A 20623-nucleotide genomic window follows, 5' to 3' on the forward strand; every position below is an offset into this window, starting at 1 on the left:
ATGCAGGAAAAGCCAGGCTTATGCTGTGTCGTGCTTTGCCAGGCTCCTCATCCCGGTCTCGAAGCCCTTGAGGTACCATGCGATGCTCATCGCGAGGCCTATCAGGAATACGAGCATTACTATGGCTGCCTCTGCATTGAACGAGAGCGTGTAGAATGATAGCACGCCGAATATCAGGGCCGCGACTATCCATACCACCGCCCTGACATAGGAGATGTAAGTGCCGCGCATCTTTGTCGGGAACATCTCGGGCTCGAGCATGGCCCTTGTGCCCCACGTCGTCTCGACGAATATGAAGAGTATGCCAGTCAGGAAGACGAGAAGCAGGCCTGACGTGGATCCCGTAAGCGCAACGTACGCCCATAGGACCGCCCAGAAGAGCACGAGCAGGCCGTATGACCACAGCGCAGCGTTCTTCCTCGAGAACCTGTGCACGTTCAGGCCGAAGAGTATGCCCACCACGACCATAGTGAGACCGCCCATCACAGGTATTGCAGAAGCAAGCTTGCTGGCGAAGTAGAAGAAGCCGACGCCGTACGTTATGTAGAGGAAAGCTACGTTCTGCACTATGCCTAGTATTATGATGACAGAGAACCTCAGGCCCATGCCCGTATTTGGCCTGATGTGCTCGGCCTCGCCGTCTATTGCTTTCCAGGTCTGCCTTACGTTGCCGCCCTTGGTAAGCGCCTTCCACGGCCTTGACTCGCCGACGGTGAAGTAGCCGATCACGAGCGCCGCGAGCGGCGCGAGGAAGAGCAAAGCAACAGCAGTCTCGATCTGTAGCGAGCTTAAGTTCAGGAAGAGCGGTATGAAAAGGAGCGCCACGCCGAGGTTGCCGAAGTTCTGGACTATCACCTCAGTGTTCCCGCGCCACTTCGCAGGTATGCTCTCCGCTATTATCGAAAGTATTGGCGTCTCGAGCCCTATCGCTGCCATGCCTATGAGCACGAACGATACGATAAGCGCAGGTATGTTGGTGGGGCCCGCGATGTAAATTAATATGCCCAGCACTATCAGGAGCGACGCTATGAGGAATGACTTCCTCCTGCCTATCCTGTCGGCAAGGTAGCCTGCGAGCAGCGCGCCTATGCCACCTGCAACGTACGGGAGGCTGAACGCGACATAAACAAGGTTCTTCGGGAAGATCTGGCCTATCGCAGATACGGGGCCGTAGCTCTCAGCCACGCCATACACGAGCATGCCCATGGCAAGCGCTATCACCGCGCCCCAAGGAAAGCGATTAGCGCCAGAGCTGGCGCCAGGCTTGGATTTCTCCCCCACACCTATCCGCTTACTCACTCAAAATAAAAGTATTTAATGCTTGCGAAGTCAGCACAGCGTTCATGAGCGCGCGGATCGCATCGAATTTTCGCAGGCAATCCACGCAGACGGTCATGCGTTGTAGATATCCATTATTGCATTGGCGACAAATGTGCTGCGGATGGTGCCCAGCCAAATCAGATGCATATTTATACAGCGCGTGCAAATTGCTACAATCAAACCCCAGGGGTATGCGATTGAACAGAACGCTCAGGCCAGCATTGTTCCTCGACAGGGACGGCACTCTGAACAAGGATTGCCCGTACTGCCGGAACGCCGGCCAGATAAGGATTTACAAGGACGTGCCAGGTGCCCTGGCGCTGCTCTCGAGGCGCTTCTACATAATAGTCCTCACCAACCAGTCGGGAATAGCACGAGGCTACTACACCAGGAAAGACGTTGCAGGCATGCATGCCAAGATCAGGCGGGAAGTGGAGAAGGCAGGCGGGCGCATAGACGCCTTCTACTACTGCCCGCACATGCCTGAAGACAACTGCAACTGCAGGAAACCAAGGACCGGCCTGATGGAGCAGGCGCTCAAGGACTTCCCGATAGACCTGAAGAACTCTTTCGTGGTCGGGAACAGCAAGGCAGACATAGGGCTTGCGCGCGCGATGCGCGTGCGCAGCATACAGGTAAGGGACAGGGACGATGCGAAGCCCGATTTCTACGCGAGGGATTTCAAAGACGTAGTAAAGATAGCGATGAGCGGCAGCGTGCCGGAAGTCGCGCTAATACTCGCGGGCGGCAAGGGCACCAGGCTCAGGCCTATAACCTACAGGATGCCGAAGCCGCTCGTCAGGGTCAACGGCAAGCCTGTGATAGCGCACATAATCGACGAACTGGCAGGGAACGGCGTGCGCCGCATCTATGTCTCTGTCGGCTACAAGGCAAATATGATAGTATCGTACCTGAAGCGCTACAAGACGAATGCCACGATTAGGTACGTGCGCGAGGATCCGAGCAAGCCGTTGGGCACTGGCGGGGCCATAAGGCTTGCCCTGGGGCAGATAAGGAAGAGCTATGAGGGCGACCTGCTGATGACATACGGAGACGATTTGTTCACCCTGGATTTGGCAGGCATGTACGCGATGCACAGGGCGAAGAAAGCCGAACTCACGATACTCGTCAGGAAGGCGGCCAACGCCAGCGAAATAAGGAATTCCGGAGTTGTGGCGCTGGTAGGCAGCAGGATCACCGGCTTCGTTGAGAAGCCGGAACCTAAGGACGCGCCAAGCAAACTTATAAGTATTGGAAAACTAATACTCGATACGGGCATACACGGCAAGCTGCCAAGGAAGAAAGCGTTCTCGTTCGAGCGGGACTTCCTCCAAAGGCACACGAAGGATGTCAGGATGTACGCATTCGTCTCGGAGGGCATGTGGTACCCGATAGACAATCCCGAAAGGCTCGACAGGGCGAAAATGGCATGGAAAGGCAGGCGGCAATTGGGAGCGGGCAACCATGAGCAGTAATACATGAAGGCTTCTTGCTGTCAACACCTATAGCCAAACCCGCCATGTCATTGGGCCTGCCTGCGCTCTTTCAATCGGTTGGATACGCAGAACTCCCAGAAAGGCTTTTATATTTAATTGGGCACATAGTAATTGACGGGTAAAACCCAAAAGCCAGTGCACCTTGAGATGCACGTTTTAGTGCTTTTGGGTACTGTCATCTTCTTGTTTCCAGACATGTGATGAGTGCTGGTCTATCTTCAGCAGGTCTATGAACTCTGGGTTCCCATGCTCGAATTTCTGGAAGCATACTTGAAAATGGGCATCACAACACTGTCTCTTCTGGCATCGTGCAAGTTTTTGCGTGAAAGTATTTACACCATCGTTTTAGTGCGCCCTCTCCAGGTATTCGCCAATCTCCTTCTCGTCCATGGGCATGCCCAGGTAACATAGCTACGACAAGGCATAAAAAGCTGAATTATGAAGTAGATGCATGCCTGCCCTAAAGAACAGGATGATAATGACAAGGACGCCGTTGCGCATAACATTCACCGGTGGGGGCACTGACATAGGCGCCTACTACAGGCTCAACGGCCCCGGCGCAGTGGTCAACGCAGCGATAAACAAGTACATCTACATAATAGTGAACAAGAAGTTCGACAACGAGATAAGGGTCAGCTACTCGAAGACTGAGATAGTGCCGCACGTCGAAGACATACAGCATCCCTCAATCAGGGAGGCCCTTAGGCTTCTTGGCATAGACGGCGGCATAGAGATAGTCAGCATATCAGACATACCGTCCGGCGGCACCGGCCTTGGATCAAGCAGCTCGTTCCTGGTAGGGCTGCTCAATGCATTGCACGCGTGGAATGGGGAACTGGTCCCTCCAAGGCAGCTTGCCGAGGAAGCGGTGCACATAGCAAGGGACGTGCTCAAGGAACCGGGAGGCAAGCAGGACGAGTACATAGCGGCATATGGCGGCCTGCAGTTCATGGAGTTCAACAAGGATGAGAGCGTGGCCGTCAGGCCCGTAGTCATGACGGAAGAGGCCAGGACGAGCCTTAGGAGCCACCTGCAGATGCTCTATACCGGCAAGCAGAGGAACTCTGGCGTTATACTCAAAAAGCAGTCCGACAGCGCCAAGCCGAACCTGAAGAGCTACGACGCTATGCGCGACCTTGCCTACAGGCTGTACGAGAACCTCACGAAGGGCAACTGGCAGGACACGGGCAGGCTCCTGCATGAGAACTGGATGCTAAAGAAGAAGCTTGAGGGCAGCATATCCGACAAGACGATAGACGGATGGTACGACAGGGCAAGAAAGGCAGGCGCCCTGGGCGGCAAGATAATAGGCGCAGGCGGCGGCGGCTTTTTGCTTCTGTTCACGCCCCCAAGCAAGCAGGAGGCCGTCAGGAAGGCGCTCCCCGGACTTACAGTACAGGAGTTCGAGCTGGAGCCACAGGGAAGCAGCATAATATACGTTGGCGATTGATGGTAATTGCATGGACGAAAAAAAATTCGTGGCTGATCTAGAGGATTACATCGAGAGGAGCGTTGAGGTCGCTAAGGAGTTCAAGAAGCTCAGCCCAAAGCTCAAGGACATTGCCATGGCAATAGAGAACGCGGCAGAGCAGGGCGCCAGCGTCTACATAATGGGCAACGGCGGCAGCGCTGCTACAGCGTCGCACATGGTAGCTGACCTGAACAAGACCGCGATACGCGAGGGCAAGAAGAGGTTCAGGGCCATATGCCTAAACGACAACGTGCCTGTCATGATGGCCTGGGCGAACGACGATTCCTATGACTCCATATTCGTGGAGCAGCTCAAGAACTTCCTGGCCAAGGGCGACATACTGATAGGCATAAGCGGCAGCGGCAACTCCCCGAACGTCGTGAAGGCGATAGAGTACGCGAACGGCATGGGCAACACCACGATAGGCATAACCGGCATGATAAACGAGGCCGGCGGGAAGCTAGGCAAGATGGCCAAGATAGCGCTCATAGTGCCTGACAACCTGATGTACAGGCTGGAGGACTTCCACCTGATGGTCAACCACGCGTTGGTCTATGCCTTCAAGCACAACGATGAGAGACAATGATTGCATGGTAGAGCGTCTCTTCATAACTGGCATCGCAGGCTTCATCGGCAGGAACCTCGCGAAGGAGGCGTTGGCCCAGGGCTTCAGTGTGAAGGGCATGGACATAGCAGACATGAAAGAGCAGCTCAACGTGGAGTTCGTTAAGGCTGACATCCGCGACACGGCGAAGGTGGAAGCCGCGATGAAAGGCGCAGACTACGTGGTGCATTTGGCAGCCGTAACTTCGAACGTCGAGTTCGAGAAGGGGCTCAAGGAGTGCTACGACACGAACATTACGGGCTTCATGAACGTGATAGAGGCGGCAAGAAGGAACAACGTCAAGAAGTTCCTGTATGCGTCCAGCGCGGCGGTCTACACGGACAAGAGCGGTTTCTCGGAAGACTCTGTGATAAGCATGCAGGAGCAGAAGAGCCATTACGCGAAGTCGAAGCTCATGAACGAGATGATCGCCAAATCTTACGCAGATGCCTATGGGATGGAAACGATAGGCATGCGCCTCTTCAACGTCTATGGCCCCGGCGAGAACGAGAAAGGCGACTATGCCAGCATAATAAGCAGGTTCATGAAGGACAGCAGAGAGGGCAGGCCTCTGCTGGTATACGGCGACGGCAACCAGGCAAGGGATTTCGTCTACGTGGAAGATGCTGCCAAGATAATCCTGGAGCTGCTGGGAAAGGCGCAGCCTGGAGTGTACAACGTCGGCACCGGCAAGGCCGTATCGTACACGGATATAGCGAAAAGGATAAATGCCGATGCATTGAGATATGTGCGAAATCCGCTCTCAAGCTACCAGTACTTGACCAGGTCGGACAGCGCAAAGCTAAGGGCCGCGATAGGGGATTACAGGTTTACGGACGCCGTCGAATGGATTGCGGGCTCCAATAAACCAGGGTGATGATGCCATGCCTAAAATAGATGGGAAAACAGTTCTGGTGACAGGAGGAGCGGGCTTCATAGGCAGCAATTTCGTGGAACGCATGCTGGGCAGGGCAGGAAGGGTAATCGTATACGACAACCTGAGCTCCGGCAGGTGCGACTTGATAAAGGGTTTCATAAAAAACAGGAAGTTCAGGTTCGTGAAGGGCGACGTCCTGGATTACAAGACCCTCAGCAGGGTGATGAAGGAGGAGAAGCCTGAAGTGGTAGTTCACTTCGCCGCGAATCCAGACATACAGCGCGGCACAAAAGAGACTGATCTTGACATACAGCAGGGACCAGTCGCGACCCACAATCTTCTGGAAGCCGCCAGGCAGAATGGCGTTAAGTCGATCCTGTATTCGTCCACCAGTGCAATCTATGGTATGGCCAATGTAAAGCCGACCCCCGAGAACTACGGTCCCCTGAAGCCTATATCGCTCTATGCGGCATCGAAGCTCGCATGCGAAGGCCTGATAACCGCATATGGCAGTCTCTACGGAATAAACTACTACATATACAGGTTTGCCAACATCGTGGGCAGGAACCAGACACACGGCGTGATTGTAGACCTTATACATAAACTAGAAAAGAACCCCAAAAGCCTTGAGGTGCTGGGAAACGGGAAACAGCGCAAGGCTTACATGGATGTAGTGGACTGCGTTGATGCCATGGTCTTCGCATATGAAAATGCGAAACCAAACCAGATAATCAATCTTGCCACAAGCGGCCAGACCAGCGTTGCAGAGATAGCCAGACAGGTAATAGCGAGGGTCTCTCCTGAAGCAAGGATAAGATACACGGGCACAAGGCAGGGATGGCCTGGAGATGTCACGAACACGCACCTGGACAACACGAGGATGCTGAAATTAGGCATTAAAATGAAGTATAATACGTCTGACGAGGTCGTTAGGCATGCAGTCGAGAAGTTAACAACTTAAAAGTGCCTATATATTCAGATTATAAACCTACGCTTTGCACCTTAAGTGGCTTTAAGTGCAGATTTAGATATAGGTCTTTTACCTAAACAAATACCAGCTCACATCACTTCTAAATTGCATGGGCACCTTTTCGGTATTGGTAAACTTCTGCATCTGGATTACAATTCTACTAGAGTTGCTATTGGCAGATACATTCCATTCTATTCCAAAGAGAAAGTTTTTTGCACCAAAGAAGTTACGTCTATATACATAATTTAATGCAGCTTGTGTGGATTCATTCAACGCAAATGTTGAGATAAATAAGTCTGCACTTATGTCTGCATAGTCAAGCATTCCAAGTGCAATTATATTTATTTTGCCTTTCTTTGTCCCATTCTTCTTAGTGACAAGATTCACATAGTTTCTTCCCCAAATTGCTGAGAGATAGCAGTATTGAAGAGCAGCATTGGAAGGGATATCTATCAATGTATAAGTACAGGTTGAGTTAATACGTCTGAATATGGTGGCAGCTTCTCCAAAACCACCGCCCCAGTCAACTACACTGTGGAAATCATCGAGGTTCTTGCCATATTCAGTATAACGTACAAAGTGAAAAAGATTTTGTATCCTATAAAATGAAGTCTGGTATCTGTGGCTAATTATAAATGGACTACCAACAAAATCTTCTTTAAGCAACTGTTTGAGAGCTGTATCAGACATTCTATGCGCCATATACCTAAGCATCGCATGTGTACTACCTATATATGGAACACCAAGCATTCCACAATACCACCAACCCCAATCGACATCTCTATACCGCATGAAGTCTGAAGTAAGTGCCTTCTTCTGCTGTTCTCTATCATGGTGCTGCCAGAACGGAGTTAGAAAGTTTTCGTATTTGCCGAGATCGCCTATCTCACTGACTATGTTGCTATATTCCTTGCAGAGATAAGAAAATCTGTCTAACTTTTCTTTGTTATCGCGTCTGAGCTTAGCTTCTGAAGGTAATGAATATATGTTTAGGAAAGTATCTTTGGCTGCTTCGAACATCTCATTAATTAAACTTGTCATAATAAAGAAAGCGAAGAAAAGATTTAAAAATGCAATTTGCACTCTTATTGTGTAAGTTGCATTTCTATAGTTTGCACTTTAAAAATGTAAAACCATAGTTAACATATCTATATTGCAGAGTATCCGCAAAATATCAATTGCATTGATTGATCACTGATGGGAAAATATAAAACTTATGTTTCAGCTACCAGTAAACCGGGGAATTCAATGGGTACCAAAATGAAAGTAAGCCTAATTACACCTATTGATATAAAATACAGTTACCAGGCAACAGAAAAATCGATTTATGAGTATTCAAGATTTCTTTTTCATGAAGGCATCAACGTAACTCTATTGATACCCAAAACGACAATAAATAGCCGTGCTATACGTGTCGATTTTAAAACTCTACGAAATTACTATAAAAGGCTTCCAAAAAAAATCATAATGAATGTTTTGAAAAACTTACCTATGAGATGCCCTCCAGACTTCTACACTAGCCTACCAAAAGAGGGTATTATATACTTTCCAAGAGGTTTATACGAAAACCTACCAAACATATTAACCAAGCCGGAAGGCCAAAAATATATAATAGCTTGCTACTCTATGTCTGTTAGAGATGGACATATAACTAATCATAAAATTATAGAAAGTGTAATAAACTTCTTCTTAACTAATTGTTTTCTAAGAAAAGAGGAGATGCGGAATAATTTATTTTTTAGAGTACTTAACACGAGGCAGAAAAATTATTTGGAGAGAATTGGTGTTCCTTCAGATAAAATATTTAATATACCCGAATTTGTTGATACTAAAAAATATTGTATTGCAACTTCTTATGGGAAAAAACTAAATGTAGTACATATTGGAGGCGAGGCGAAAAATGCCCAAGTCATAATTGACACAATAAAAGAACTAATAGATAAAAGACAGATTACTAAATTTAAGTTTTTCTTTATAGGTAAACACCAGCCAAAAGAATTGTTTGAGTATGCAGAGAAAACCGATAGCGTAGTTTATCTAGGTGCTCTTTCAGACACTAAAAAGATAAAGATTTTATCGATGTCAGATGTTCAGGTAGTTCCAAATCCTGACGAAAATTTTGCTGTATCTATGATAGAGGGCTTGTCGAGCGGGCTTCGTTTAGTGGTAAGTAATCAAAACCCAATCGTTAAAAATTTAATAAAGGAGGGAGCGCTAGCGTATACCTGTTCAAACAATCCTTCTGCCTATGCTAAAGTTCTCTTAGGATTAGCAAGGATGAAAAGAACAGAGCCCTATAAGTTTCAAAAGTTAAAGATGACAAATAGAGCAATAGCGATTAAGGAGTTTGAACAAACAAAAGTCTTCAACCAGATTAAGGATATGTTTATACGTGTGGCAAGTGCAATAGACTGATTACTCATACAAATTTATATCTAAGTATACAATTATAAAAAACATGTTGCCATCAGTAATTAAAAATAGGATTTCGGAGGATAACATGTTTCGTGATCCATCAACTAAGAAGCGGTTCAAGACACTTTATAAAATGAGTCCCTATCTCTATGACTCAACACACACTATAATAGAGCGAACTAAGAACGTTCTTTTCCAACTCAAAAACATATACTTAATCAAGTCGCCTAGAATATACGCTGACCCGGAGATTGTTGCTGAATATGATAAAGTATATACTAAGTTGGAGCAGAACACCAAAAAGTTAGCTGGGAAACTAAGCTGTCCTGTAGAATGGGCGATTAGCAAACCAGCAGGTTTAGTAATTTATGCAATAATTCGTAAGACAATGCCAAAAACCGTACTAGAGACCGGTGTAGCGAATGGCGCTTCAACGTACATTATACTTTCTGCGCTAAACAAGAACAAGAAAGGCCATCTAGTTTCTACAGAAATTAGAAAAGATGTAGGTCAGCTGCTAATTGGAATATCAAAGCGCAGGTGGCGACTTATGGTAGGCAATCCTAAGACAGTATTCAGAGACACACTAAAAAGATTAGGGAAAGTTGATATATTCCTCCACGACAGCGATCATTCTTACAAAACTATGATGTATGAGTACACTACTGTTTTTGACAAGCTATCGCGAAATGGTTTAATACTAAGTGACGATGTGAATGGCAATGCAGCGTTTATGCAATTTTCACAACATTTTAAAACAAAACCAGTTTTAATTCGGTCAAGAGAGAGGGTTTTTGGTGTATTATATGCGAGTTGACAAGTCAAATCGGTTTGTGATACAATTAGCAGCAAAATTACTCTATGTTGTATCCTAACTCTAAAAGCATATCTTTTATCACTACATCGGCCCGTATCCTTTCCACCCATTCGCGTTCAAGTTTACTAGCTCTATCGCGTTCTTTCGGACTTGACATAAACTTATCAAGAGCCAAAGTCAGCGCACGTTCATCACCTATAGGAATCACTATGCCACGACCAGTAACAAGTTCACTACCACTCGTAGCTGTAGTAACTATTGGTAGACCCATGGCCATTGCCTCTCCCCTCACTATACCTGGGTTTTCTTTAGAGGAGCATAAACAAAAAATCGATGCATTTAAATATTCTTTTCTAATCTCTTTTTCGGTTATGAAATTCAAGAAAGTAATCTTGTCTGATAGGCCGTATTTCTTTACTAGATTTTTTAAATCATTGAAGTAAGACCTATCTTCTATCGAGCCAACAAATCTCAATCTCCAAGTACGATGTTTTTTATACAATTTATTAAAACTGCGAATTAGCATATCTTGGGCTTTGAACCTTGTGATTCGTGCTACACACAAAACTGTATTAGTTCTGTGCGCTTTATCTTTCTTTGTTAAGAAAAATGTATCTGGTACACCTACTCTTATAATCTTTAATTTCTTCTTAACGAATGGGACAAACTTCACAGTTATTTCATAATTATGTTGCGTCTCAGACATAAGAAGGTCAGAAATAAAATATTTTATTGCAAAAGAAAGTTTAGTTAAAAGTTTAGAATGCGGGAAATCTCTGAAATCGTATTGTTCAATTCCAACATTAAATACTATCCTAAGCCTTGGATGTCTAAGTTTTATCAGTGCCGCAGTTATTGTATCTGTGAAAAATATCATGATATTTGGGTTTTCTTTTTTTATATGCTTGTTAAGCTGTATTGCATAATCAATTTGCCTGATTAAATTAGTTGTGCTATCTTTTTTGTACCTTACCAAACGTATTATTTTTGGCAAGTCCTTGGTATTAAGTAGCTTGTTACCTGGTGCAAAAATTAATGTGTCGACCCTCAATCTACGGAGTGTTAATGGTATCTCTAATGGGTTCCTATTAACGTGAAATTCGTCTAATACATCTGGTATAAGAATGCCTATTTTTAAACCGTTCATTATTTTCACATAGTAAATATCCTAAAGAATTCTACCGACTTCGTCGGTAGTTGAAATACTTATCTACTTTTTTGTATATTTTCTATTGGCGGCAGCGCGGCCGCGGCATTACGCGACCCAATATTCTGCCGCCGACGTGTAAACATGGATAGTGTGAACTATAAAAATAAAAATGTTGGTGAAAGAGAGTGGCAGTACAACTGGCAGCACGTTGTATTCGTAACGAACAAAAGTAGAAAGAATTTCAAAAAAGAATACAATCGCAACGTCGCCAGATTCGCGATTGAAGAGGCGGCGCGCGCCTACAGTATAGGAATAAAGGAATTTTCGTTCGGCGACGACTATGCGCATGTTCACATGGAAATAAGTGTGCCCAATACTCTTTCCATGTCACAGGTCGTGCAGATACTGAAGTCGCATTCCGCCTCAGTAATATTTCAGAAGATCCCGAATTTCATGAAATTGTATCCAAGAGGCAGCTTCTGGTGCGGCCAGTACAGCAACCACAGCGTCGAACCGACAGACGAATCCACGATTAAGAATTACATCAGAAGGCAGGACGTGTCAAACGTCGACAACCAAAGGCGACTTTTCAATTGATACGTTCGGGGATACCGCCGACTTTATCGGCGGAGAGGACCCGAACGTAAAGGTTTATAAGGGCGAAGCCCTTATGTCACAAAATTTCTTTCCATAAAAGTTTCCACCATCTACATATCCTTTTATTTTTTTAATGGTAAAACCAGCATCTTCAAGCTGTCTTATGGCTTCACTATGGCGTCCTCCCTTTTCATTAGTAGCTTCAAGAACAACAAGTCTTGCACTTTTGAAGGTTTCTATACCCCCTCTAATAGCGTAAGCTTCATGACCCTCTATATCCATCTTAATAACAGTGGGCTTAACTCTATTCTTAAAGTAATCATCAATACGTATTGCATTTATTTTCTCTGTGCCAAGCCTACTTATAGTATTGGCGCCTCTATTGCTATATTCAACGGCCATACGTAATATTGTATTTTTATCGGATACTGCTTTCTGTTCTGAAACTATAGTTGAAGCCTTGATTGTCCCCTTAGAAATATTTAGTTTAATATTCTTAATAAGTAATTTGTAGTTGTAGTTATCCGGTTCAAAAGCATAGACTTTCTTGCATAAGATTGCGAACAATAGCGTATAGTAACCTATATTCGCGCCAAGATCCAGAACAATATCGTTTGTTTTAAGACTTTCTTTAAAGAACTTTGTTTCTTCAGTTTCATAAGTACCGTTTATAAGCCCTAGGCTATCAACATCATCTGTATACATCCAATAACTATTATTTATTAGGAAAGGAGAACTTATTTTTCTTCGTTTGTGGCTAGCAACCAGTATGTTTCTAATGAATCTGCCGACCAATTTCTTACCTTCCCAATTAGGTAATTTATGACTGATCTCAGAAAGCAGTTTATCAATGCTCATTTTCTAAACCCATCTTATCCTTTAAGGCAAGAATACCCCGACCTTTAGGTCGTGGATGAATTGCACATTTCGATACAATAAATACTATTTCTTTTCATGCGATATCGCGTTAATGGCAGGGTCGCAGACACAACCTGCGACGCAATTCTGCCAGAGACGTGATTACACGAATAGAGGAACGAATGCAACAAATAAAAACCAAACGGCCAATGACGTTGGCCATCGGTATAACTGGCAGCACATTGTTTTTGTGACAAAATACAGGTACAAAATGTTCGGAAAACGGAAGACTATAGACGCAATACGTCGTGCATTTTACGAAGTTGCGAAGAGATACAACATGACCATAAAGGAATTGGCATTCGGGGAAGACTTTGCGCATGCACCTCTGGAAGTCAGCATCCCAAATACGATGTCGATTGCATACGCGGTGCAACTGCTGAAAGGATATTCATCGTATACCGTTTTCAAAGAGATCCCGTGTCACAGATTGCGATATCCACAGGGGCACTTCTGGAGTGCAGGATACAGCAACGGGAGTGTCGGTCCTCGCGACGAACAAACCGTTCAGAACTACATCCGCAGGCAGGACATTTCTGGACAACTGCATCTTGTCGTTTAATCACGCAGACACTGCAGCTTTTAAGTCGCAGAGGAGGGTCATCTTCATAATTTACAACATTCATGTTGTTCATGTCTCTATTGCCTAATAGCCGTCTTAGAGATGAATTCAAAAATTCGTGATAATAATCTGTGCCTATTTAATCTCATGCGTAAACGCATATAGGTTTCACAGACCTGTGCTAATAAAGCTTTTTCTTACAAGAACAAAATAATCCTACTGTTCACCAACTTGATTATGTTTATCTGTCTGCAATTGCTTAAACCAAGTTTTATATAACGCAGATTGTTGCTTCCAAGTATATTTCCCTACTACTCTTATGTTCTGTTTACACGGGTAGCGGATACTATTTAATCTTCTTATCGCCTTTACATAGTCATAAGGGTTATGACTTTTGATTATGAAACCTTGTTCTCCATTTTTAATTATCTCGTTTGTACCAACCATATCAGAAACTATAACGGGCAAACCAGCAGCCATTGCCTCAAATGGGACAAAAGCAAATCCTTCGTGTCTGCTTGGGAAAAGTAGAAAATCTGCAGCCTGATAATACTTGATTTTCATATGCTCTGAAATTTTACCCAAAAAATTAACATTGCTACATTTATTGTCCTCAATTTTATACTCTTTCATGAATTTTATTGCTTCTTCCTTTGTTATACCTATTACACTAAACTTAATATCCTTTAATGCATTAGCGACTTCAAGTAGGATGTCAAGTCCTTTCCTATATGGATCCAATCCTACCCAAATGCCATGCTTCATTCCATTTGTAATATGTAGCTCTCCCCTTAGCCTATGCCTTTCTAACCTATTTAACGGTTTGAATTCATCGATTGCAACACCAGGGTAAATAACACGTATTTTACGTTTATCTATACCAAAATATTTTTTAAGTTCCATAGCTGCAAGCTTTGATACTGCTACCGAATAGTCCGCCCGTCTAAACGAATAGCGTTCTATAAGGCCCGCCAATAGTTTGCCCAAAATACGCATGTGTATAGATTTCTTTGGTGTATACTCTATAAGGCCATAATGTGTTCCGTGGGCTCTCTCTATAAATATCGCATTTTTTTTGGCAAACAAGTCAACTAGTAGTCCTGCACCATATGTACTAGGGCCTTCCTCTATTATTATATCTGCTTTATTTTTCTTAACTTCAGATAGCACTCTTAATGGATATAGTAGAACCCTTAAGATCTCGTTTTTCGGAACTTTAAGCGCTATAAGTGTACCAAAGTCGGTCTGCTCTGTTTTGTCTTGTAAAAATGTATAACATATATTAGTTATACTAAAACCGTTAGATTCAAGTTCCTTATTCAGATTACGCACGAAACTCCCGACACCTCCAGGTTCTAGTGGATTTGTGCCTGTTATATCAAGTAATCTTATCTTTTGATTTTCTTCAACAAGTTCTTTACTCACATTATCACTTTGTTCGCTTCATTGACACCTCCATAAACATACGCATTATTTTTGGAAGTGTCACAGTTTTGTCGAAATTCAATGCGACGTTTCTATTCACTTTTGTTTCTTTATCAAGGCTACCTACCTTTTTCTTTTCAACTAAGTTAATCAATGCATTAACATATTCTTCAATGGTTCTTACTAGATCAATTTTGGCTCCCAAACTCAGCATATCTACAGCGGCAGGGTTAGTCCCATTGGCAATTATATGCAAACCGCTAGCAAGACCTTCAAGCATAGTTCTAGAAAACGTTTCTATGGCCGGAACTATTAATACATCTGAACTGCTAAGAAGTTTTACCTTTGTTCCATCATTAACAGCGCCCAACACATGCACATTTGTGTTGCTCTCAGATGACTTGATAACACTTTCAGGCATTTCTTCGCCAACAAAGTAGAAATCGAATTCAGCCAGCAAATTTCTTTGTTTTAGTTTAGATATAACTTCTGTAACAACATTTGCATCTTTTTGTTTGCCGCCTATATGTATTACCGACAATTTATTTGAATTATTATGTCGCAACCTAAATACCTTTACATCGATAAAAGTTGGTATATAAATTATATTTTCTTTCCTTATTCCAAGTGTCAATAAGTATCTTTTCTCTTCGTTGTTTATTACATGATGATAAATGTTCTCCCTCCTATCCTTAGATAAGAAAATAAATTTGACGAAATTATTTAGGATAGCTTCTAAAATTGCATGATTTTTAATTATGTGACCGTCCTTCAGATGCATGCTGTGCGCAGCAATTATATATTTCTGACCTTTCGGTTTAGTTATGATGTTGTATAAGTGGTCATAAATACTGTATGCGAAATATATGGTTGTATTTATCGGCAGATTGTTGTACATATAAATGTTAAAGTTAAATGGAAACCTCACTACTTTTCCCGCTATTTCTTTCTTTGGAATCTTTTTATAAAGGGCTTTGATTTTTTCATAGTCTTTCCTTTCTTGTAAAGTCATTACGTTGGAATATTTTGGCACTAGAATTCGCGCATCAATTCCGGCGTCGATCATATATTTTGCATATTCGTATATCTGCACCTCTGTAGCTCTGTAGCTGTACCTTATGTCAACAGGCGTTATCAGATAGACCTTCATTTTGCCACTCTGTCAAGTGCCTTAAGCAGTGCTTTTCTTACTCTGTTAGGTCTCCATTGTTCAACTATAGCCCTCTCAGCCAGATTGTATCCTATCCTGTACCCGATAGAAGCCGATGGTGAAATGACCATTGACATCAGCATATCTATGTTTACTCTTCGTTTTAGTGTACCAAGATCAATCTTGTAATCCGTAAACCTATCTATATAATACGAGAATAGGACACTTTCTGCTGTGAGAGTTGGTGATACGTTCTTCACAGAGAGGCTTCTTGAGTTGGATTCCTGCCACGGATGATATACCAATGCTCCGTCAAACCAAACTGTTGTATATCCTCTTTTGATAGCTTCCAGAGACGCCGCCTGTTCGTTGCCTATTGCTCTTTTTGTATACCCGGGCAACTTAAAACCATGGAGCGCATCCTTCTTCCAACTCATATTGACACCATGTTGCTTCAGCGTATTTATCATGTTATATCTCTTCCCTGTATCGACGAGCATTCCAGATTTGCCCGGATACATTCCATACTCTTTGAAATTTTCGCCTATAGGCCTGTCGATTATCGTATGTTTGTTCATTCTCCACATTTGACGATGCAGCATATCTGTCATCCATGATACACTTGCATCTTTTGCTCTGTCGTCCACAAGGCCTGTAGCTACACCTACTTCAGGATGCTTGTTGTGAAGCTCTACATGATTTTTAACAAAATTTCTTGACACCTGGGCGTCATCATCTGTATTTATTATTATATCTCCGTCAGCTTTTGCATACGCTATGTTTATAACATCTGCAGCCATCCCTTTTGTTTGTGCTACCAACTCTATGTTCAATGATCTGTACTCTTTTATTCTATCTATAACAGATTTTTTTGCCCTGTCTAATTTATAAATCACTAAAATGTTAAAATTTTTATACGACTGCTGCTTAAGACTACTTAATAAGCTAAATATACAGTTTCTATCCCCATAAGTCGGCAGGGTTATTGTCACATCCATGAAAGCCAACTCAAAGATTTTCTGCTAAATGTGCTATTCAATTCGATAATTGATTTGACACGGTCAGGTTCTTATACTTTTCTTCTATATCTATTGGAAGCAGATATACGTCTGTTGCTGATAGCATTGTATGATAACTAAACGAAAATTTAGGATGCACATCTAGACGTAGACCGGACCTTTAGCTGATTATATGGATTGGATGACTAAAAAGAAATTATATTATTTGGTTGCAGCATTTATCGTGTTTATTTTCATATATGGTTTATATGTCCATTTTGGGTATCTGCTTGACGGAGACAGGGCCTTAAGTAATTCGAATCTGTTGGAACAAGACTATCTATCACTTTTTACATGGTCAGCTTTCAATTATTCTGGGCTTATAAATATTACCGGTTCGATTCCGGATATTTTAATTCTTTTGTTGTTTTTGATACCATATAAGCTTAGCATTATCTTTGGGACTATCGTAGGCTATGCCTTCTATGCATTCGTAGGCTTAGCGGGGATGTTTTATCTGGTATACGAACTGACTGGCGGGTATTCACACCGTATTAGATATTTCAGTTCTGTTGTTGCTTCTGTTATATTCTCTTTTCCAATATATTTACCTTTTGGAGCCGTCGCCTTCTTACCTTGGGTGTTTCTCTTTACAAAACGGCTTTTTTACGATAAAAACAGCAAAACGGCATTAAATAAACTCAACCTGTTCGGCTTAGTTATTTCTATAGTATTTTTCATTTCAGTTGGTGGCGATTCAGATATAATACTTGACTCTATAATTTTAGCTTTTTTAGGTGTTTTAACCTTGTTTTTTGTAGGCAAAGGAGAGCACATCCGTACTCTAAAATATATTCTTTTGATTACTCTGCTTTCTATAGCTATTAGTGCACCATGGTTGATTGCATCTTACATATTTACAAACCATGTGGCACACGGCTTCTTTAGCAGTTCTAAGGGCCTTTTGGGTATATTTGGTCTGAATTCGATAGAATCATTACTAGCATTTGGACCTGGTGAATCTTCTGTGTCAATACCAAATATTTATACGGAATTGATATTGCTGACCATTCTTTTAATATCATTATCATCTTTTGCCTATATCAAGAAAGGTAACAAAAATCGTGGTATGATTTTGTCTATTCTGATAATGTATATTTTCATGGTTGGTCTTGCTACTACAATATTGGTGCCGTTTGGCGCCGTGTTTTCCAGCATATCTTCTATATTTCCTTATTTACTAACATTGCGGTATGTTTATACCGCGACGCACTACGTTTTTATTTTCCTTGTAGCTACACTTTTTGGACTTGGTATAGCATATATAATGCACAGGTCAAACAAAAAGAAGGTCCTTCTTATCACTTTCTTTACATTGCTTTCAGTTGTAATAATCAGCTATTTGTATATTCTTGATTACATTCCAATCGCTATGTCTTCAGTACCATCTAGCATACCCCAAGATGTAAACATACCACAACATGTGTTCCAGATAGCGAATTACATAAACCTACAACATGGTCTTTTTACCATTGCTACAATACCAGTAGATTCGTCGTGGCAATTGACAACATGGTATGCAGGAGTTAGCGTTTATTCTTCATTGATAAACAAACCAGTCTATACTGGTGGCTACTCTTTCTACAGTGAAATTTTTTTCCCAGTCACTGAAAATGAATATTTTGATGCTGCAGAAACGATCCAAAAAGACAACATGACAGGCATTAAAATATCGAACCTGCTTGGTGTGTTCGGTATACACTATCTGATTGTGCAGGGCGACGCCCTGAACTATAGTGTATGTGATGGTTGCTACGTGCCTCCGTTCAATAAGACGCAAATGAGGAATAACCTAAATGGAGCTGAGAATATCAGCCTTGTAGGCGAATACGGTAATTCGAGCCTATATGTAAACAACAACTATGACCCATTGGTCTACGCTGCCGGCATCGAGAACCTTGATACCGCCTCTTACTCTAAAATTTCTAGTGCAATAGAAAATGAAACATTTGATATACAAACCGAGGCGATTTATTCAACCTCTGAATACGGCCTATTCAATAGTACGGGCAAGATGAATGTCACCCCAATAGTTGGATTCTCGCAGCCTGAAATACAATTCTCCCAAGATACGCCAACCCATGTGACTGTTCATGTGCTGAACGCTACCACTCCATTCTATCTAGTCTTCCGCGAGACTTACGATCCGTATTGGCATGCCTATTATTCAAACGGCCCAGCTCTGCCGCAGAACGACCACATCTCTGTCAACGGCTTTGCCAACGCATGGTACATGAACAAGACCGGAAACTACACTGTCACCCTGTACTACACTCCGCAGACCATCGCATGGATCTCGTGGGCTGTGAGCTTCGCTGCCCTCGGTGTCACATGCTACATAGGCTTCCTAGGATACAGACAGTACAAACAGCAGAGGGGGCGCAGCCGGTAGTCACTTGTTCGTCGTAGTGCCGTTGAACCATACTATCAGCAGCTAATTCTTGTAGTTGCTGCTCAGGTAGCGCATGCTGCTGACCACATCGGATGTCTTGTTTATTACCATCGTGGCTCCAGGGACCGGCACCCTCACCGTGACGTACTTCTGCAGCAATCCGAAATAATTTATGTTGTACGTCACCCGTATCGTGCTCAGGTTCTCGAAGAACAGCACCATGTACGCGCAGCTGTGGCTCGGGATTGCGATGCTGGCAGCTGCGGTGCTGTTGTCTGTCTCAATTGTGTACTTCGCATGCGCCCTGTATATGCCCGGCTGCCTGGGCACCGGCCAGCCTGCCGTTGCTGCGAACGCGCCCTGCATGGAGCTTTCGTTGCCGAACAGGAAGGCATACGCCATGCCGTTGGTCCTGCGCACAGATACCACTGCCGTGGCATTGGTGCCGTTCGCGCAGAGCGGTATCGTGTAGTTGTACGGCCATGGGTCAGCTATCACCGTGAAAGACGATGCGTTTATCGCGGTGCCGTAGTACTGCACCGCCCTTGTGGCATTCGTGTAATCAGTTAGCTGCACAGTCAGCGAGGAGGGCCATATCGGCGCTACAAGGAGCGCCACAGCTATTATTATCGCGGCGTATCCTGCCGCCCTGCCTGACATGAACTTCGATATGTTCCTGGCTGCCGCCTTGAGGTGCCTAGAGAGGCCGTTGCTCTCAGCTGCCATCGCTATGAAAATGCCCAGGACCGCGCTTATCAGTAGGTAGTAGCCGACTATGGCGAGGTTGATCCAGACGAACTGCAGCATCAGCGCATCCATCGAGTAGAATATTGAGCTTACCGCTATGAAGACTATGGCCATCATGATTACCGGGCCGGTGTGCCTGCCGTACATGCCGAGCAATATGCCTAGCGCAACGAATGGCAGGAAGGAATAGAGTATGAACGGGGCGCTGTCCAGCTCCACGAACTCGATTATGAACAGCGCTGCCAGAACGGCATAGAGCGCATATGCCAGGGTGCGCACCGCCCTGCCGCCAAGCAATTCATTACGCCTCTTCGGCATTCCATCACGCAGATTTGATTCTCTGCAAAGGCATTGAAGGCTCTTATACCTTGCCATGCCCTGCCAGGCAGCGGCCTGCAACCAGCATAGTCGAGGAAACGGCCGGCATGTGGAAAACGAAGGAAACGGGCGCTGAGTACGCAAGGAAGATAAGAAGGGAAAGCGAGGCAAGGAAATGAGACGCGCCTGGCAGCGCAGGAAATTGGCAAGCCGAACGGCTTGAAAATCCAGAAAGGTTTGGTAAGCCGAAAAGCCATAGGAAGGCAGGTGGAAAGATGAAGACCAAGGCAACGCAGGTCCAGGCTCTCATGCGAGCGCATAGGCAAGGGAATGGCC

The 20623-nt window shown here is 44.0% G+C and carries 19 protein-coding genes; 11 read left to right on the forward strand and 8 right to left on the reverse strand.

Annotated elements, in window-relative coordinates; genetic code table 11:
• Window positions 1–18: 18 nt before the first annotated feature.
• Complete coding sequence (locus M1158_01815; protein MCL5099839.1) at window positions 19–1299, reverse strand: MFS transporter; 1281 nt, start codon at window positions 1297–1299, stop codon at window positions 19–21.
• Window positions 1300–1511: 212 nt separating this feature from the next.
• Here M1158_01815 and M1158_01820 point away from each other — a divergent pair, with 212 nt between their 5' ends.
• The 5 genes from M1158_01820 to M1158_01840 all read left to right on the forward strand — a co-directional run bounded on the left by M1158_01820 (window position 1512) and on the right by M1158_01840 (window position 6729).
• The gene (locus M1158_01820; GenBank protein MCL5099840.1) at window positions 1512–2795 is read left to right on the forward strand and encodes an HAD-IIIA family hydrolase; all 1284 of its coding nucleotides are present in this window, start codon (window positions 1512–1514) and stop codon (window positions 2793–2795) included.
• 472 nt (window positions 2796–3267) lie between these two features.
• Window positions 3268–4266 (forward strand): kinase, encoded by a 999-nt coding sequence (locus tag M1158_01825; protein MCL5099841.1) that lies wholly within the window; start codon window positions 3268–3270, stop codon window positions 4264–4266.
• 10 nt (window positions 4267–4276) lie between these two features.
• Window positions 4277–4873 (forward strand): SIS domain-containing protein, encoded by a 597-nt coding sequence (locus M1158_01830; GenBank protein ID MCL5099842.1) that lies wholly within the window; start codon window positions 4277–4279, stop codon window positions 4871–4873.
• 4 nt (window positions 4874–4877) lie between these two features.
• On the forward strand, window positions 4878–5768 hold the full coding sequence (locus M1158_01835; GenBank protein MCL5099843.1) for an NAD-dependent epimerase/dehydratase family protein: 891 nt from the start codon (window positions 4878–4880) through the stop codon (window positions 5766–5768).
• 7 nt (window positions 5769–5775) lie between these two features.
• Window positions 5776–6729 (forward strand): NAD-dependent epimerase/dehydratase family protein, encoded by a 954-nt coding sequence (locus tag M1158_01840; protein ID MCL5099844.1) that lies wholly within the window; start codon window positions 5776–5778, stop codon window positions 6727–6729.
• A gap of 78 nt (window positions 6730–6807) precedes the next feature.
• Here M1158_01840 and M1158_01845 read toward each other — a convergent pair whose 3' ends face one another.
• Window positions 6808–7779, reverse strand: a complete 972-nt coding sequence (locus M1158_01845) for a hypothetical protein (protein ID MCL5099845.1) — start codon at window positions 7777–7779, stop codon at window positions 6808–6810.
• Between the two features lie 156 nt (window positions 7780–7935).
• Here M1158_01845 and M1158_01850 point away from each other — a divergent pair, with 156 nt between their 5' ends.
• Window positions 7936–9153: a glycosyltransferase gene (locus M1158_01850; GenBank protein MCL5099846.1), complete on the forward strand. Its 1218-nt coding sequence runs from the start codon at window positions 7936–7938 to the stop codon at window positions 9151–9153.
• A 43-nt stretch (window positions 9154–9196) separates the two neighbouring features.
• On the forward strand, window positions 9197–9970 hold the full coding sequence (locus tag M1158_01855) for a class I SAM-dependent methyltransferase (protein ID MCL5099847.1): 774 nt from the start codon (window positions 9197–9199) through the stop codon (window positions 9968–9970).
• Window positions 9971–10007: 37 nt separating this feature from the next.
• Here M1158_01855 and M1158_01860 read toward each other — a convergent pair whose 3' ends face one another.
• The gene (locus M1158_01860; GenBank protein MCL5099848.1) at window positions 10008–11117 is read right to left on the reverse strand and encodes a glycosyltransferase family 4 protein; all 1110 of its coding nucleotides are present in this window, start codon (window positions 11115–11117) and stop codon (window positions 10008–10010) included.
• A gap of 144 nt (window positions 11118–11261) precedes the next feature.
• Here M1158_01860 and tnpA (M1158_01865) point away from each other — a divergent pair, with 144 nt between their 5' ends.
• Window positions 11262–11717, forward strand: coding sequence for an IS200/IS605 family transposase (gene tnpA / locus M1158_01865; GenBank protein MCL5099849.1), 456 nt, complete (start codon window positions 11262–11264; stop codon window positions 11715–11717).
• Window positions 11718–11771: 54 nt separating this feature from the next.
• Here the strand turns inward: tnpA (M1158_01865) and M1158_01870 are convergent, their stop codons facing one another.
• Window positions 11772–12575, reverse strand: a complete 804-nt coding sequence (locus tag M1158_01870) for an FkbM family methyltransferase (GenBank protein MCL5099850.1) — start codon at window positions 12573–12575, stop codon at window positions 11772–11774.
• Between the two features lie 250 nt (window positions 12576–12825).
• On the opposite strand from M1158_01870, the gene tnpA (M1158_01875) reads away from it, so the two are divergent.
• Complete coding sequence (tnpA, locus tag M1158_01875) at window positions 12826–13197, forward strand: IS200/IS605 family transposase (GenBank protein ID MCL5099851.1); 372 nt, start codon at window positions 12826–12828, stop codon at window positions 13195–13197.
• A 216-nt stretch (window positions 13198–13413) separates the two neighbouring features.
• Here tnpA (M1158_01875) and M1158_01880 read toward each other — a convergent pair whose 3' ends face one another.
• The 3 genes from M1158_01880 to M1158_01890 are packed head-to-tail and all read right to left on the reverse strand — an operon-like array spanning window position 13414 to window position 16770.
• Window positions 13414–14622 (reverse strand): glycosyltransferase family 4 protein, encoded by a 1209-nt coding sequence (locus M1158_01880; protein ID MCL5099852.1) that lies wholly within the window; start codon window positions 14620–14622, stop codon window positions 13414–13416.
• Between the two features lie 4 nt (window positions 14623–14626).
• On the reverse strand, window positions 14627–15772 hold the full coding sequence (locus M1158_01885; GenBank protein ID MCL5099853.1) for a glycosyltransferase: 1146 nt from the start codon (window positions 15770–15772) through the stop codon (window positions 14627–14629).
• Complete coding sequence (locus M1158_01890; protein ID MCL5099854.1) at window positions 15769–16770, reverse strand: glycosyltransferase; 1002 nt, start codon at window positions 16768–16770, stop codon at window positions 15769–15771. The genes M1158_01885 and M1158_01890 overlap by 4 nt, the downstream gene beginning before the upstream one ends.
• Before the next feature lie 202 nt (window positions 16771–16972).
• On the opposite strand from M1158_01890, the gene M1158_01895 reads away from it, so the two are divergent.
• Window positions 16973–19222, forward strand: coding sequence for a hypothetical protein (locus tag M1158_01895; GenBank protein MCL5099855.1), 2250 nt, complete (start codon window positions 16973–16975; stop codon window positions 19220–19222).
• 42 nt (window positions 19223–19264) lie between these two features.
• Here M1158_01895 and M1158_01900 read toward each other — a convergent pair whose 3' ends face one another.
• Window positions 19265–20287 carry a hypothetical protein gene (locus M1158_01900; GenBank protein ID MCL5099856.1) on the reverse strand — a complete coding sequence of 341 codons (1023 nt, stop codon included), beginning with the start codon at window positions 20285–20287 and terminating at the stop codon, window positions 19265–19267.
• Between the two features lie 14 nt (window positions 20288–20301).
• On the opposite strand from M1158_01900, the gene M1158_01905 reads away from it, so the two are divergent.
• Window positions 20302–20466, forward strand: a complete 165-nt coding sequence (locus M1158_01905; GenBank protein MCL5099857.1) for a hypothetical protein — start codon at window positions 20302–20304, stop codon at window positions 20464–20466.
• Window positions 20467–20623: the final 157 nt, after the last annotated feature.

Source organism: Candidatus Marsarchaeota archaeon (assembly GCA_023473665.1).
Taxonomy (GTDB): domain Archaea; phylum Micrarchaeota; class Micrarchaeia; order Micrarchaeales; family Micrarchaeaceae; genus JAMCYM01.

Bases quoted from the DNA above. Each gene is read 5' to 3' on its own strand.
- M1158_01855 (MCL5099847.1), top strand. From the start codon at position 9,197: ATGTTGCCATCAGTAATTAAAAATAGGATTTCGGAGGATAACATGTTT.
- M1158_01890 (MCL5099854.1), bottom strand. From the start codon at position 16,770: ATGGATGTGACAATAACCCTGCCGACTTATGGGGATAGAAACTGTATA.
- M1158_01870 (MCL5099850.1), bottom strand. From the start codon at position 12,575: ATGAGCATTGATAAACTGCTTTCTGAGATCAGTCATAAATTACCTAAT.
- M1158_01830 (MCL5099842.1), top strand. From the start codon at position 4,277: ATGGACGAAAAAAAATTCGTGGCTGATCTAGAGGATTACATCGAGAGG.
- M1158_01835 (MCL5099843.1), top strand. From the start codon at position 4,878: ATGGTAGAGCGTCTCTTCATAACTGGCATCGCAGGCTTCATCGGCAGG.
- M1158_01850 (MCL5099846.1), top strand. From the start codon at position 7,936: ATGGGAAAATATAAAACTTATGTTTCAGCTACCAGTAAACCGGGGAAT.
- M1158_01840 (MCL5099844.1), top strand. From the start codon at position 5,776: ATGCCTAAAATAGATGGGAAAACAGTTCTGGTGACAGGAGGAGCGGGC.
- M1158_01860 (MCL5099848.1), bottom strand. From the start codon at position 11,117: ATGAACGGTTTAAAAATAGGCATTCTTATACCAGATGTATTAGACGAA.
- M1158_01845 (MCL5099845.1), bottom strand. From the start codon at position 7,779: ATGACAAGTTTAATTAATGAGATGTTCGAAGCAGCCAAAGATACTTTC.
- M1158_01900 (MCL5099856.1), bottom strand. From the start codon at position 20,287: ATGCCGAAGAGGCGTAATGAATTGCTTGGCGGCAGGGCGGTGCGCACC.
- M1158_01825 (MCL5099841.1), top strand. From the start codon at position 3,268: ATGCCTGCCCTAAAGAACAGGATGATAATGACAAGGACGCCGTTGCGC.
- tnpA (MCL5099849.1), top strand. From the start codon at position 11,262: ATGGATAGTGTGAACTATAAAAATAAAAATGTTGGTGAAAGAGAGTGG.
- M1158_01895 (MCL5099855.1), top strand. From the start codon at position 16,973: ATGACTAAAAAGAAATTATATTATTTGGTTGCAGCATTTATCGTGTTT.
- M1158_01820 (MCL5099840.1), top strand. From the start codon at position 1,512: ATGCGATTGAACAGAACGCTCAGGCCAGCATTGTTCCTCGACAGGGAC.
- M1158_01885 (MCL5099853.1), bottom strand. From the start codon at position 15,772: ATGAAGGTCTATCTGATAACGCCTGTTGACATAAGGTACAGCTACAGA.